The 14,411-nt window shown below is 38.7% G+C and carries 13 protein-coding genes; 7 read left to right on the forward strand and 6 right to left on the reverse strand.

Annotation, left to right across the window (positions count from 1 at the left end):
* On the forward strand, positions 1–807 hold the full coding sequence (gene ispE / locus HME7025_RS12255; protein WP_109324444.1) for a 4-(cytidine 5'-diphospho)-2-C-methyl-D-erythritol kinase: 807 nt from the start codon (positions 1–3) through the stop codon (positions 805–807).
* Here the strand turns inward: ispE and HME7025_RS12260 are convergent.
* From HME7025_RS12260 to HME7025_RS12270, 3 genes are read right to left on the reverse strand one after another with little or no spacing between them, the layout of a single operon-like run.
* Complete coding sequence (locus HME7025_RS12260) at positions 804–1,934, reverse strand: efflux RND transporter periplasmic adaptor subunit (protein WP_109324445.1); 1,131 nt, start codon at positions 1,932–1,934, stop codon at positions 804–806. The genes ispE and HME7025_RS12260 overlap by 4 nt on opposite strands.
* On the reverse strand, positions 1,927–6,255 hold the full coding sequence (locus HME7025_RS12265; RefSeq protein ID WP_109324446.1) for a CusA/CzcA family heavy metal efflux RND transporter: 4,329 nt from the start codon (positions 6,253–6,255) through the stop codon (positions 1,927–1,929). The genes HME7025_RS12260 and HME7025_RS12265 overlap by 8 nt, the downstream gene beginning before the upstream one ends.
* A 44-nt stretch (positions 6,256–6,299) precedes the next feature.
* Positions 6,300–6,683 (reverse strand): hypothetical protein, encoded by a 384-nt coding sequence (locus HME7025_RS12270; protein ID WP_109324447.1) that lies wholly within the window; start codon positions 6,681–6,683, stop codon positions 6,300–6,302.
* Between the two features lie 114 nt (positions 6,684–6,797).
* On the opposite strand from HME7025_RS12270, the gene HME7025_RS12275 reads away from it, so the two are divergent.
* Together HME7025_RS12275 and HME7025_RS12280 are read left to right on the forward strand one after the other, a co-directional pair.
* Positions 6,798–7,415, forward strand: a complete 618-nt coding sequence (locus HME7025_RS12275) for a DedA family protein (RefSeq protein ID WP_109324448.1) — start codon at positions 6,798–6,800, stop codon at positions 7,413–7,415.
* On the forward strand, positions 7,415–7,879 hold the full coding sequence (locus HME7025_RS12280) for an NADH-quinone oxidoreductase subunit A (protein ID WP_109324449.1): 465 nt from the start codon (positions 7,415–7,417) through the stop codon (positions 7,877–7,879). Before HME7025_RS12275 ends, HME7025_RS12280 begins: the two co-directional genes overlap by 1 nt.
* A gap of 2 nt (positions 7,880–7,881) precedes the next feature.
* On the opposite strand, the gene HME7025_RS12285 is transcribed toward HME7025_RS12280, so the two are convergent.
* Complete coding sequence (locus HME7025_RS12285) at positions 7,882–9,018, reverse strand: PorP/SprF family type IX secretion system membrane protein (protein ID WP_109324450.1); 1,137 nt, start codon at positions 9,016–9,018, stop codon at positions 7,882–7,884.
* Between the two features lie 107 nt (positions 9,019–9,125).
* Between HME7025_RS12285 and bshC the strand changes: the two genes are divergently transcribed.
* From bshC to cysM, 4 genes are read left to right on the forward strand one after another with little or no spacing between them, the layout of a single operon-like run.
* Complete coding sequence (bshC, locus tag HME7025_RS12290) at positions 9,126–10,688, forward strand: bacillithiol biosynthesis cysteine-adding enzyme BshC (RefSeq protein WP_109324451.1); 1,563 nt, start codon at positions 9,126–9,128, stop codon at positions 10,686–10,688.
* A complete protein-coding gene (mnmH, locus tag HME7025_RS12295) occupies positions 10,681–11,715 on the forward strand; it encodes a tRNA 2-selenouridine(34) synthase MnmH (RefSeq protein WP_109324456.1) in 1,035 nt (344 codons plus the stop codon). The genes bshC and mnmH overlap by 8 nt, the downstream gene beginning before the upstream one ends.
* A 6-nt stretch (positions 11,716–11,721) precedes the next feature.
* Positions 11,722–12,525, forward strand: a complete 804-nt coding sequence (locus HME7025_RS12300; RefSeq protein WP_109324457.1) for a serine O-acetyltransferase — start codon at positions 11,722–11,724, stop codon at positions 12,523–12,525.
* Position 12,526: 1 nt separating this feature from the next.
* Complete coding sequence (gene cysM / locus HME7025_RS12305) at positions 12,527–13,402, forward strand: cysteine synthase CysM (RefSeq protein ID WP_109324458.1); 876 nt, start codon at positions 12,527–12,529, stop codon at positions 13,400–13,402.
* Here the strand turns inward: cysM and HME7025_RS12310 are convergent.
* Positions 13,388–13,963, reverse strand: coding sequence for a hypothetical protein (locus HME7025_RS12310; protein ID WP_154401974.1), 576 nt, complete (start codon positions 13,961–13,963; stop codon positions 13,388–13,390). The genes cysM and HME7025_RS12310 overlap by 15 nt on opposite strands.
* A 101-nt stretch (positions 13,964–14,064) precedes the next feature.
* Entirely contained in the window at positions 14,065–14,271 is a 207-nt protein-coding gene (locus tag HME7025_RS12315; protein WP_109324460.1) for a helix-turn-helix transcriptional regulator, read from the reverse strand.
* Between the last annotated feature and the right edge of the window lie 140 nt (positions 14,272–14,411).

The raw sequence follows: 14,411 nt of genomic DNA on the forward strand, positions 1-14,411 counted from the left end.
ATGGTTCTTTTCCCAAATGCCAAAATTAATATTGGCTTGTACATTACTTCCAAAAGACCCGATGGTTTTCATGAATTGGAGACTTGCTTCTTTCATGTTCCATGGACAGATATCATAGAAATTAGTCCAAGCGACACATTTGAATTTTCATCTTCTGGCCTACCTATCTCGGGTGAGATAAAAAACAATTTATGTTATAAAGCTTATCAAGCCTTGGCAAAAGATTTTCAAATCCCTCCCGTTCATATTCACTTACATAAAATCATACCGATGGGTGCCGGTTTAGGAGGTGGCTCTTCTGATGCCGCTTTTACTTTGATGGGCTTAAGGGATTTTTTTAATTTAGCCCTCACTAATGAACAGCTCGTCCCATATGCTCAACAATTAGGCAGTGATTGTGCGTTTTTTCTTTCCCAACATGCTCAATTGGGCAAAGGCAAAGGAGATGAATTAAGTCCTATTTCCAGTTCATTAGTTGGTTACCACGTGCTACTAACCTACCCCAATTTTGGCATTTCTACTCAAGAAGCTTATGCTCAAGTTAAGCCCCAAGCACCAACTTATGATTTGACAACATCCATTTCACTTCCAATTGAACAATGGAAAGATTGTATCTCAAATGATTTTGAACTCAGCTTATTCCCTAAATACCCTATTCTAGCGCAAATTAAGCAAGAATTATACGATCAAGGGGCTATTTACGCGGCCATGAGTGGCTCTGGATCAACCCTCTTCGGGCTATTCAAAAAAGAAGTCGACACCAATCAATGGGCCGACTTCACTTGTTTTCAAGGTTTAATTTCTTAATCCTTAGCAAATATTGCCTCTAAGGCTGATGCTCCCCTTATAACAACCTTCCCTTCTGGCATGGTTTTAATAGGTTGCACGCCTACAAATTCTTCATTCGAGCTAAGTATTTTTACAGGAACTTGCTCCATGATACCTTGTGGATTTTCCACATAAATAAATCCACCTTTTCCCACTCTAGCTAAACCCGCTTGTGGAATGGTTTTCATTTTTTGATTCCCTACCAAAATCTTGGCATTAATGAATTGACCTACCGTAAATCGTAGTTCATCTGCCTCATTATTGAAATGCCCATGAACCGAGGTGGTACGCGTACTTAAATCCACTTGCTTCCCAATTAAAAATACTTTCCCTTTGCCTTGTAATCCTTCAGCTTCAAATTGTATCGTTTGACCTAATTGCAAACTGCCCAAATCTCTTTCAAATACTTTTAATTCTACGTGCTTATGCGCTACTCCAACTAGCTTTACTAATTCATCTGTAGGTTGAATATATTTTCCAATCGATAAAAACACATCAACAATATAGCCATCAATGGGAGCTTTCACTTGCAGAACCGACGATATATTGCCTTTGGCTAATGAATTCAAATCACATCCTAAAATTTCCAATTTCAACCCAAGTGATTTCACTTGTGCTTGCACATTGGAAAAATCAGCCTCTGCCATTTGTAGCTTCTTTTTGGAACCCACCTCTTCGGAATTCAGCACCTGTTGACGCGATTTCTCGGATGTCAAATATGTTTGCTGACTTACTGCTTGTATATATTCTTGTTGCATTTGAATATAATCCAAACTCGTAATGGTAGCCAAAACCTGACCTTTATGAACTTGCTTTCCTGGCAATAATTCAAAAGTAGATTTCACATATCCTGCAATAGGTAGTGAGATCGAAGCTGATGAAATAGGAGGCACATCCACTAAACCTGTGCAGGAGACTTCTGATGCCATTTCCTTTTCTTCTAATGCTCCCAATTCAATACCTGCATTTTGCTTTTGCTCGGCACTTAATTTGATATTTGACACAACGGCTTCCTTTGCGGCCGTTTCCGTTTCTTTACTTCCACAAGCAAACATGCCACTGATGAAAATAAAGGTAATAATTCGATATATGATGTGCTTATTCATTTCCTAAAATGGTTTCAATTTGAATGATGTTTTGGTTATATGCCAAAACTTCTTGTAAATATTGTTCTCTGATTTGCCAGGCTTGTTGCGTATTTTGAAGCATTTCTACATACTCAATTTCCCCTTGCTGATAACTTTTCAAAGCCGTTTGCACCAGCCATTCTGCCTGAGGCAAGGCTGTTTGCTGGTAGTACTTCAAAGAATTTCCAAATTTGCCTAAGGATATTTGAGCATTTTGCAAATCGGTATTTATTTGACTCATTACCTGATCCTTTTGACTTGACAGTACCTGTTCTTGTTTTTGAGCAGCTGAAATACGGGCTTTCTGACCTTTCGCAAATATGGGTAATGCTAAACCCGCTTGAACAAAGTTCTGGCCACCATAATTTTCAATACTTTGTGAAGTGGCTCCTAAACGAATATCCGGTTTCAATTTATTCCTCTCCACTTCCGTTTGAAGTTTGGCGTGGACCACTTGTTCTTCCAACAATTGTAGCGTAGGGTTTTTGGCTAAATCGGCCGGAATTGGAGGTGCTTGCATCGTTAATGCATTTGAGTTCTGGATATCAAATGGCTCCTTTCGATTCATCCAATAGGCCAAATTCTGATAATTAGCCTGAATATCTGCTCGTAATGAAAGTTGTTTCTGTTGAAATTCCCTTAAACGTGCTTCGGCAGCAACTACCTCTAACCGGTTCGTTTCTCCTTGCTTGAAACGGACACTGGCAGCCTTCAACATTTGAGAATAGATACTATCTTGTTGATGTAAATACTCTAGATGTTTTTGCTGAATAAGTAATTGATAGTAATACCATTTGACACTTGAGAGCACCAAAATCTGCGTTATCTTCTGTCTTTTCTCCACCAACATTTTTTGGGAAGTCAACGCCTTTACTTGAGCTCTTAACAAAGTCGGCCATGGAATACTCTGGGAAGCAATAATGGTATAATCCTGACTAAAATACGTTTGGGTTTTACCATATTGAAAATCAATACTTCCCTTAGGTAAATCCTTCCCAGATTGAATCAAGGCTTCTGCACTCTGAATTTCTAAGTTTCCTGTATTCAATAAGGCATTATGTTGCAAAGCTTCTTGCATGCAGCTCGACAAGCTCAAAACAGGTTTAGAACCTTGACCCAAGCTTGAAAAACTCAGCATTAAACCCGCTAAAATGACCATGACTATCATTGGCTGAGACTTTGACTTATTTTCTTTTCTTGTCATCACCAAGGAATATACCACAGGAATAACTACCAAGGTTAGAAACGTTGCAGTAATCAAACCCCCAATAACCACCGTGGCTAAGGGACGCTGTACTTCCGCTCCTGGTGAATGGCTCAAGGCCATAGGCAAAAACCCTAAAGAAGCAACAGAGGCTGTCATGATAACCGGACGGAAACGTAATTCCAAGCCTTTTTTTAATCGATCTGCCACCGAATATCCCTCAGTTGCTAATTGTTTAAAAAATGACAGAAGTACAATTCCGTTTAATACCGCTACACCAAATAGGGCAATAAATCCAATTCCGGCAGATACCGAAAATGGCATCCCTCTCAAATACAATGCCCAAATACCTCCGATAGCAGAAAGCGGAATGGCCAGATAAATGATGGCCGCTTCTAACATAGAATTAAAAGTGAAAAATAAGAGGGCGAAAATTAGAGCCAAAGCCAGTGGTACCACTAAAGACAAACGAGATTTTGCCGCTTGTAGATTTTCAAATGTACCTCCATACTTCACGTAGTAGCCAGCTGGTAAAGTTATTTTATTCTTCATTACCTTTTCTATGTCTGTCACTACACTTTGTACGTCTCTATTTCTAACATTGATACCAATGGTAATTCTCCGATTAGTATTATCTCTTGAAATTTCTACTGGAGCATTTTGATAATCCACAGTGGCCACTTCTTCTAAAGGAATTTGCGAGCCATTCGGAAGGTCTAAATACAGTTCTTTCAAATTTTGGATATCAGCCCGATGAGCAGAGTCCATACGCACAACCAGATCATAACGCTTCTCCCCTTCCATCACTAAGCCTGCGGTTTCACCTGCAAATGTCATTTTCACCCGACGATTTACATCTTGAATACGTAAACCATATTGTGCCATTTTTGCTCGATTATAATGTACGACCAATTGAGGTACTCCATCTATTTGCTGAACTTTAATGTCGCCAACTCCTTCAATTTTGCGAATATAACGAGCTGCCTCGGTCGCTTTCTCAAATAGAATCTCTAAATCCTCTCCAAAAATCTTAATCGCTACATCCGACTTAACTCCAGCAATTAACTCATTAAAACGCATTTGGATTGGTTGTGTGAATTCAAAATTTACTTCAGGAAAGGCGTCCAATTCACGATCCATTTTTTCTTCCAATTCCTCCATCGTTTTAGCTTTTTTCCAAACGCTAGGTTCATTCAAAATAATGATTAAATCACAGGCATTTATTCCCATTGGATCCGTTGGGATTTCTGAAGCTCCAATTCGGGAAACCACTTGCTTGATTTCATCCGGGAATTTTTTGAGTAATAAAGCTTGGGCATTATTGTTGACTGCTATACTCTGCGAAAGAGAAGCATTTGTTGGCAAAATGGTTTCTACCGCAAAATCTCCCTCGTTAAGTTCTGGAATAAATTCACCTCCCAATGTAGTAAACAAACCTATACTGCCTGTTAATAGAACAAGTGAGGCCACTACTACTTTCTTCCGATTGCTCAGTGCCCAATTGACCATAGGACTGTATTTCCCATATAAAAAATTCATGATTTTGTCCGCCCAAGTGACCTTATGACTTACTTTCTTACTTAAAAATAAGGAAGACATCATGGGTACATAGGTTAATGAAAGTAATAAAGCTCCAAAAATGGCAAATGATACCGTCTGGGCCATTGGTCTAAACATCTTTCCTTCAATCCCTCCTAATGCCATAATGGGCAAATACACAATCAAAATGATGATTACTCCGAATGCTGCTGATTTAAATATGGCTTGAGCAGAAATATTCACCTCTTCATCCATTTCATGCTGACTAAGCACTTCTCCTTTCCTTCGTGAATGAAGTCGATGAATGATGGATTCTACGATAATAACGGCTCCATCTACAATCAAACCAAAATCGATTGCTCCTAATGACATTAGATTAGCAGAAACACCAAAAATATTCATCATGGCAAAGGCAAAAAGCAAACAAAGTGGAATCATGGAGGCTACAATCAAACCTGCACGCCAATTCCCTAAGAGCAAGACTAGAATAAAGACAACAATTAACCCTCCTTCGATTAAGTTTTTCTCTACCGTATTAATGGCCTTTCCAATCAATATACTTCGGTCTAAGTATGCATTGATATGAATCCCTTGAGGTAGGGTTTTTTGGATCAATTCCATCCGATCCTTCACATCTTTTACTACCGTATTCGCATTAGCCCCTTTTAATAAAAGCATCACAGCTCCCACGGCTTCGCCCTGACCATTTTTTGTCATTGCTCCATAACGAACGGCCTTCCCAAACTGCACTTGTGCTACATCTTTCACAAATACTGGTAAACCGCCAGATCCTCGCTGTTTTACCACGGTGTTTTCAATATCTGCAAGTGACTGTATCATCCCTTCTGAGCGAATGAAATAAGCATCGGTACCTTTTTCCAAATAACTACCCCCTGAATTGGAATTATTATTTTCCAATGCCGCAAAAAGCTCATCAATACTGATGTTCATAGCACGAATACGCTCAGGATTGACGGCTACCTCATATTGTTTGACATAACCTCCAAAAGAACTAACTTCTACCACGCCTTTAATCCCAAGCAATTGTCGCTTAACAATCCAGTCTTGATAAGTTCGTAAATCAGCTAATGAGTATTGATCCTTAAACTCAGGATCTACATCCAAGGTGTATTGATAAAACTCGCCAAGACCTGTCGTAATGGGAGCCATTTCAGGAATACCTGCTCCACGCAACAAATAAGGTTCAGCAGCTTTTAACTTTTCCGAAACCTGCTGTCGGGCTACCTCCATAGCTACTTCATCTTCAAAGACGACCGTAATAATAGATAAGCCCATGCGGGAAATGGAACGAATATCCTTGACATTGGGAATCGTTCTCAGCGAAATCTCCAAAGGATAAGTGACAAATTTCTCTACTTCGGACGCAGCCAAAGCAGGAGATTGTGTGATAACTTGTACCTGGTTTGAAGTAATGTCAGGCAATGCATCAATGGGCAAACGAGTGAGTGAATAACCACCCCATGCCACAAGACCTACGACGAATAAACCTACAATGAGCTTATTCCGAATACTAAAATAAATTATCGAATTAATCATTTTTCAATGGTAATGGTGAACGTTAGGAAATGAAAGACAAATCCCTAGTACCGAGGAGGTGCGATTAGCACTCTTGCTAATGAAAAATGATATAGATTCTGCCAATTGATTAATTGGCGGCGTGCTGAAACAAACAAAAGAGGTAATAAAAAAACAAGAGAAATAGTCGGTAAAACATATCCACTTACCCCACTAAAATCAAAACTTGGCAAACTAGGATGTTTGGTCGTTTTAGCATGCTTGGAATCCGCTGCGTAATGCATCCAAAGAAAATCCATAAAACTAAAACCTGCAGGAGCTTGGCGTTTATGATCTTGAAAGTGCTTTAACAATTCATTTGCTTTGAAACTTTGCTCCATTCCTACCTTCGGAATCCAGGATCCCGAAAAGATAATCACAAAAAGGATGGAGGCCAGCCAAGTTTTCATAGCTCAAATGTAGGAAAAAATGGAAATTTTAATGGATATTTATATCCTCAATTTACATTTTTTTGAGACAAAAGCCTAAAAACCAAGGATTAATAAGCGAGTATCGCCCCTATTATGGATGAAATAAATATTTTGTGGCATCAGTTAACTGATTCTGAAACCATCATTCGCTCTGGCTTGCTTGTTATTACGTTGATAGTTTTTGCAGAAAATGGACTGTTCTTCGCATTTTTCCTTCCAGGGGATTATTTACTTTTCTTAACGGGTGTCTTTGGAGGAACAGGAGTATTAAAAGAACCTCTATCAGGTTTATTAGCCAGCATTTTCTTAGCAGCGGTGGTGGGCTCACTTGTAGGTTACTTATCAGGCCGATTCTTTGGCAAATCGCTAGAAAGCAGACCAGATAGCCTCTTTTTCAAGAAAAAGCATTTGGATTCTACTCGTGAGTTTTTTGATAAATATGGCTTTATGGCTTTGGTCATTAGTCGTTTTTTACCTGTAGTTAGAACTTTTACGCCCATTTTAGCGGGTATCAGTCGAATGCCATGGTACAGCTATTTATTACTGAACGTAGTTGGCGGTGGCCTTTGGGTGGGGATATTAGTGACTTCGGGGTACTACCTTGGACAGCATTTCCCATGGATTATCAATTATGTACATTATATCATTTTGTTTTTCCTTGGAATAACCACCTTTACCGTGATTAAAGGATATTTAAAAATGAGGCAATAATGGAAGCTTTTGCATATGTAGCAGCCTTTTTGATAGCTGGAATATTATTTTTAGCAGTGATATTAACGCTTGCCAAATGGATTAGGCCGAATCGCCCTAATGTAGAAAAGCTAAGTACTTATGAGTCAGGAGAAGCACCGGTTGGAAATGCCAATATTCGTTTCAATCCTCGTTTTTATTTGATTGCACTCTTATTCGTCCTATTTGAAATTGAATTAATATTTCTTTTTCCATGGGCCTCTGTTTTCCATCATACTGATTTAGAAAAGGCAAGCCCCATTTGGTCTACTTATGCCTTAGTTGAAATGTTTATCTTCATTGGTATATTGGCCTTAGGATTAGCTTTAGCTTGGGTAAAAGGTTATTTAAACTGGGATAAACCCGCTACTCAAACGACATCAACTGAAAGCCCAATACCTGAGCAAGCCTACCAAAAAATTCGTGATAAATACTCGACTAAATAAGATTAATGAGGAGTAGGAACTCCAATCTTATTGTTGATGGTGATTCCTAATACCAACTCATGTGAACCCATGGATTGATTCGCCAATCCATTCGCATTCAAATCATACGAATAAGACATATGCATGTTATGCCGCAGTTGAACTCCAAACATGGCAGAATATGATTCCTTATGTCGGTACCCAAATCCCATCCAAAGCTGTTGGTTAAAATCAGCTTTGATATTTGCTTCAATGGACATGGTTCCGGCTTTAAAGAACTTAACTAAAGCCGCAGGGGAAATGGTGAAAACCTTTGACGTTCTAAAATGATAACCAATCATGGCGAACAAGTTGGGTTTCATGGTACCTGAATACAAGGCTCTAGTACTTACCTTATCATTATCAAAATCCGAATTATTAGGCCAATAATACCGTCGACTCAAGGTATCCAAAGCTGCCGGATCAGAGCGCTCATAGGTGAAGTTTTCAAAAATCAATTGATTGGCAGATAGGCCTAAGAAAAATTCCCGGTTATAATAGAGAACCCCAACATTCGCTAATAATTGACCTGCGGTCAAAGATCCATAAGGAGTAGGTGCACTCGTAATGGGCGTTCCAATAGGTGGATCCAAATATAAAATTAGTGGATCTCCCCCATCTTTTACATCAAAATTATTCATGTTTAAGCCTCGAGAATAGTATCCGGCTGTAGCACCTACCGACAATTTATCTTCGCCACCCAAGGACACATGGTAAGCATAGCTTCCTGCAACAGAAAAAGTAGACATGGGCCCAAACTGGTCAGCTTGAACTTGAAGTCCTAAACCTTGATGAAATTCCCAACGGTAATCTTTTTTTCGACGTTTGGTAGGATTAAAAGATCGTCGAATTGTTTTTGACATATAGGGCGTTCGGCCGGTGGATGTTCGATCCGACTTATCGATTGCCCAATTGGCAGTAGCATAAAAGGTTTTCATCCCTTCTGATAAACCTACCCACTGTTGCCTATACCCAACTTTAATATCAGTAAAATCCTCAAATCCAGCAAATGCAGGATTATACAGATAACGATTCATCATGAATTGAGTAACTTGAGGTGTTTGTTGGGCAAAGCCCAAATGAGCAACTAGAAATAAGAAAAGAAAGACGAAAAATCTCATTTGAAAAATTAGAACCTCAAAAATCTGTTAAATATATTTAATTTCGCTCGAACTTTCTGGAAAACAGTTGGGTTTTTATATATTAACGGCCCTTTCCATTCAACCATATGCCTATCCAAAGCTACCCACTATCTCAACTTTCTGCTTTCAGTTCATTACTGCTAGACTATTTAGAAGAGAAACCTAATCTAAAGAACTTATACCAAAATAGCCCTAGTATTACTGGCTTTAAAAATCAATTAGTTGATAAAAAGTCCTTCCCTGCTAGCCATCGAAAAGTTTTGGTAGAGGTCCTTCAAGATCAATATCAAGGTGTGGAAAAAGCACCATCAATTGAAAAATTGCTGGACGACAATACATTTACTGTAACCACTGGGCACCAGCTCAATTTAATGACAGGGCCTTTGTATGTCATTTACAAAATCGTCTCCACCATCAATTTGGCCAAACAGTTAAAAGCAGCATATCCTGCCTATAACTTTATTCCAATTTACTGGATGGCCACAGAGGATCACGATTGGGATGAAATTAATCATGTCCATTTAAATCAGTCGACATTTCAATGGAATACTCAACAACAAGGTGCTGTTGGGAGATTTAACTTAGATGGAATAGGTGATTTTCTTTCTTCTTTACCTTTTTCATTACCCATTTTCCAACAAGCATATACTCAAAATAAAACTTTGTCCGAAGCTGTTCGATGTTACATGCATGAGCTTTTTGGGAAAGAAGGTTTAATTTGTTTAGATGCTGATGATGCTCGATTAAAATCCTTATTTCTTCCAATCATGGAAGCCGATTTGTTGGATCATGTACATGAGCCTTTGGTAGAAAAGCAAAACCAACAATTGAATGATTTAGGGTATAAAACTCAAATCAATGCCCGAGGGATTAATTTATTTTATTTAGTTGATGGCATCAGAGAGCGAATTGAAAAGCAAAGTGATTTATTTAAAGTTCTGAATCAATCCATCCAGTTCAATACAGAAGAATTAAAAAATGAACTACATGTTCATCCTGAGAGATTTAGTCCCAATGTCGTTTTAAGGCCCATTTATCAAGAATGCATTTTACCTAATTTAGCCTATTTAGGAGGGCCTGCCGAAGTTGCCTATTGGTTGCAATTAAAAGGCATTTTTGATCAACATCAAATACCTTACCCCATCGTATTACCTAGAAATTTTGCGCTATTACTTCCAGCTTTAGAACAAAAGAGAATTGATAAATTAGGCATTCAGATCCCAGACTTATTTCTTTCAGAGGCATCACTTATCAGAAAGTATGTACTTGAAAATACCATTTATAGCTTAGATTTTAACCAAGAAATAGAGGCCGTAAATCCGATTTTAGATCAAATGGTACTGAAAGCCAAGCAAGTTGACCCAACCTTAGAGGGTAGTATTATGGCGGAAAGACAACGTTGGATCAATGGTTTGGACCGAATGGCTAAAAAGTTAAAACGAGCGGAAGAAAGAAATCATGAAACAGCGATCCGTCAAATTCAGCAAGTAAAGGCCCGCTTATTCCCTCATGGTAATTGGCAAGAAAGGTATGATAATCTGTTAGATTATTACTTAGAAAAACCTAGCTTAATTCAGGATTTACTCGATAGCTTTGACCCATTAAATTTCGAACTTTACGTGATTCCCATAAAGCCTTCCAATGCCTGAAAAACTTAGCCCCATGGATTTTATTTCCGCTTCATCCGAAGGGGTGATATTAGACGTGCGGTCACCTGGGGAATTTGAAAGAGCGCATATTCCAGGAGCTATCTCTTTTCCTATGTTCAGTAATGAAGAAAGGGCCGCGGTAGGAACTTGTTACAAAAAAGAAGGAAAAGATAAAGCAGTTGAATTAGGTCTTTCCATCGTAGGGCCTAAATTAGCCCCTTGGGTAAAAACTGCTAAAAAATTAGCTCAGGGCAAACCATTATTGGTTCATTGCTGGCGTGGTGGAATGCGCAGTGGCAGTATGGCCTGGTTACTAGAAACCGCTGGTTTACAGGTTAAACTATTGGTTGGCGGATACAAAGCTTACCGACATTTAGTATTAAAAGCCTTTGAAGCACCCATCCCTTTACGGGTTTTAGGTGGAAAAACAGGCAGCGGGAAAACCGAAATACTTTTGGAAATGAAAAAGCAAGGCTTTCAAGTCATCGATTTGGAAGGTATAGCTCATCATCGAGGATCAGCTTTTGGGCATTTAGGATTAGCTCCACAGCCTACGAGTGAGCAATTTGAAAATGTATTGTTTCATGAATTACGCCATATGGATTACCATCAAGCTATTTGGGTAGAGGATGAAAGCAGACACATTGGAAAAGTGTTCATGAATTTGGATTTTTATTCGCAACTTCGGGAGGCTCCAGTCTTATTTTTGGATATTGATGCCCAATACCGATTACCTTATTTAGTCAAAGTGTATGCTCAATATCCTAAAGAAATGTTGGCTGAAGCGATCGAGAAAATCAAGAAACGACTCGGAGGCCAACACTATCAGAGAGCTCTAGCCTGCTTGGATTTGGGCCAATTTGAAGAAGTGGCAGCCATTACCTTGCAATACTACGATAAAGCATATTTACATGGTTTAGAACAAAGAGATCGTCAAAACATTCAACGTTTAGAAATTCATTCCTTAGATACCCAAATACAAGTGGAGGCAATTATTCCACATTTAGCAGAAAGCCTAAAACATTAAAAACATATGTTACCTTCCGAATTCTTAGATGTTATTTTAGCCAAGCACGAGCAAACTCGCGACTTTCCTGCTACCTCGGATATAAAAAAACTGTTTACAAAGATTATTCTGACTTTATTTCCAGAACAAACACGTAAACATTTTTCTCAAAAAGAAGAATTGGTAGCCGTGTGGGAAAGCATCGAAAATGGATTAGAGTCCATGTTGCATTCCATGAAAAAAGAATTACCCTCCGACCCGCATAGCTTAACACAAGCTTACATGGAGCGTATTCCTAAAGTATATGATACGTTACTAACCGATGTGGAAGCCATGGTCAATGGCGATCCTGCTGCCAATACCGATTTTGAAGTTATTCGAACCTATCCTGGCTTTTATGCCATGGCATTTTATCGCCTGGCTCATGAACTTTGTGCGTTGGGAGTCCCTTTGATACCGCGTATATTAACAGAATATGCCCATTCAAAAACGGGTATTGATATTCATCCAGGAGCACAAATTGGTAAATACTTTTTCATGGACCATGGAACAGGAATTGTGATTGGAGAAACCTGCATAATTGGCGAAAGAGTTAAAATTTACCAAGGAGTAACCTTAGGAGCATTATCGGTAGATAAAAGCATGGCTTCTACAAAAAGACATCCAACCATTGAAGACGATGTGGTGATTTATTCAGGAGCCACTATTTTAGGTGGGGATACTACTGTAGGCAAAAATTCGGTCATTGGAGGAAATGTTTGGCTCACCAGAAGTGTCGCACCGAATACCAAAATATACCATCAAGAAAATACAAAAGTTATCTTAGACTAACATGAGCACGCTATTAGACTTAGTAGGAAACACCCCTTTAGTAGAATTAAACAAATTGCACACCAATAAAAATGTGCGCATTTATGGTAAGTTAGAAGGGAATAATCCAGGAGGATCTGTCAAAGATCGGGCGGCGAAAAACATGATTGAGTCTGCTTTAAAACGCGGAGATATTCAACCTGGCATGAAGCTCATTGAGGCTACTTCTGGAAATACGGGTATTGCCTTGGCAATGATTGCTTGCCTATATAATTTGGAAATTGAATTAGCTATGCCAGCCAATTCCACCAGAGAACGAGTGCTTACGATGGAAGCATTTGGTGCTAAAGTAACCTTAACTAAAAGTATTGAAGAAGCTCGCGATTATGCTGTGGATAAAGCAGCAACTGGTGAATATATCTTGTTGAACCAATTTGAAAATCCTGACAATTACCTAGCCCATTATAAAAGCACTGGGCCCGAAATCTATCGGGATACTCAAGGAGAAATCACCCATTTTGTAAGCTCTATGGGGACTACGGGGACTATCATGGGAACTTCCATGTATTTAAAAGAGCAAAATCCTCATATTCAAATTGTGGGTTGTCAACCTACGGAAGGTTCTTCCATCCCTGGAATTCGTCGTTGGCCAGAAGCTTACCGCCCCAAAATATACCAACCAGAGCGTATAGATCGTATCATGGATATTTCCGAAGAAGAAGCCGTAGCTATGACGAGGAAATTAGCCAAAATAGAAGGTGTATTTGGAGGAATGAGTAGTGGAGGAGCTGTAGCTGCCAGTATTCGTTTGGCTGAAGAGCTCCAAGAAGGTGTGATTGTTTGTATAATTTGTGACCGCGGAGATCGCTATTTGTCGAGTAATCTATTTGGAGAGTAAGACTCCTAATAATTTATAGTGCGTAGGTTTGCCCCAACGCAATTTTTGACTTCCTTCGATGTAGTAGGTTTGTACATACCCATCTGAAAATGTCATGTGCATGTTTTTATTCGTTTCAAAAAGAAAATTCTTTTGAGATACTTCAATCTCCACGCGAGTTGGTCTGTTCAGGTCATCCAAATGAACCATAAACTTCTTAACAGGTAAACTTTCTCCTAATTTTAAAGAATACCAAATCAAATCAGGTTCGGATAAATTATCGTAACTTTTTTCAAAAGCTGGTTTATTCAAATCTGCCTCTAAAAACAGGGCCCATTCTTTTGACCAATCGATGTCAGACACCACTTTTACTTCCTTTACTCCGTCTAAAAAAACCGTTTTGTGTACTTTAGGCTTCTTGACTTCGAAAGATTTGATATGTGAATTAAGTAAGTCTGCCCATGCAAAATACGTATTTTTAGGGCTTGTCTTGACCGCTTCAGAACATGAAATAAATAAGAAACCTGTCAATAAACAGAGAAATGGTAAACATTGACGGGTATATAAATTAGAGTATCTCAAAACAAAAACATTGTTTGATGCAAGTGTAAAGGTACGGATATTCCCTAAATAAGAAATAGAAAAGCCGGCTTTTGAAAAACCGGCTTGCTCTGCTTATGGAATCAACTAGCCATAACTTCTTCCAAAGGTATCTTGAGCACCTTAGTCAATTGAAAAATTTTCGTCGCGTTAGGATAATGTTTACCAGATTCCCAATAATTATAAGCGCTCTGACTTACTCCTACGGCACTGGCGACTTGTTGTTGGGTGAGTTGCAAAGATTGCCTTGATTTGATCAAAGCAACAGAGAATAAATGTTTGGTTTTCATACTATTAATTGGTTAGGTGTTAATACTTAATTCAAATGTTTCGATTTGAAATATAATTTACAAATGCCTCAAAAGAAAATATCCAATTTTATGATTTTTTTGATATTGGCCCTACATAATATGCAAAAAAATAGCCTGAA

The organism is Aquirufa nivalisilvae (genome assembly GCF_003143535.1).
Classification (GTDB): domain Bacteria; phylum Bacteroidota; class Bacteroidia; order Cytophagales; family Spirosomataceae; genus Aquirufa; species Aquirufa nivalisilvae.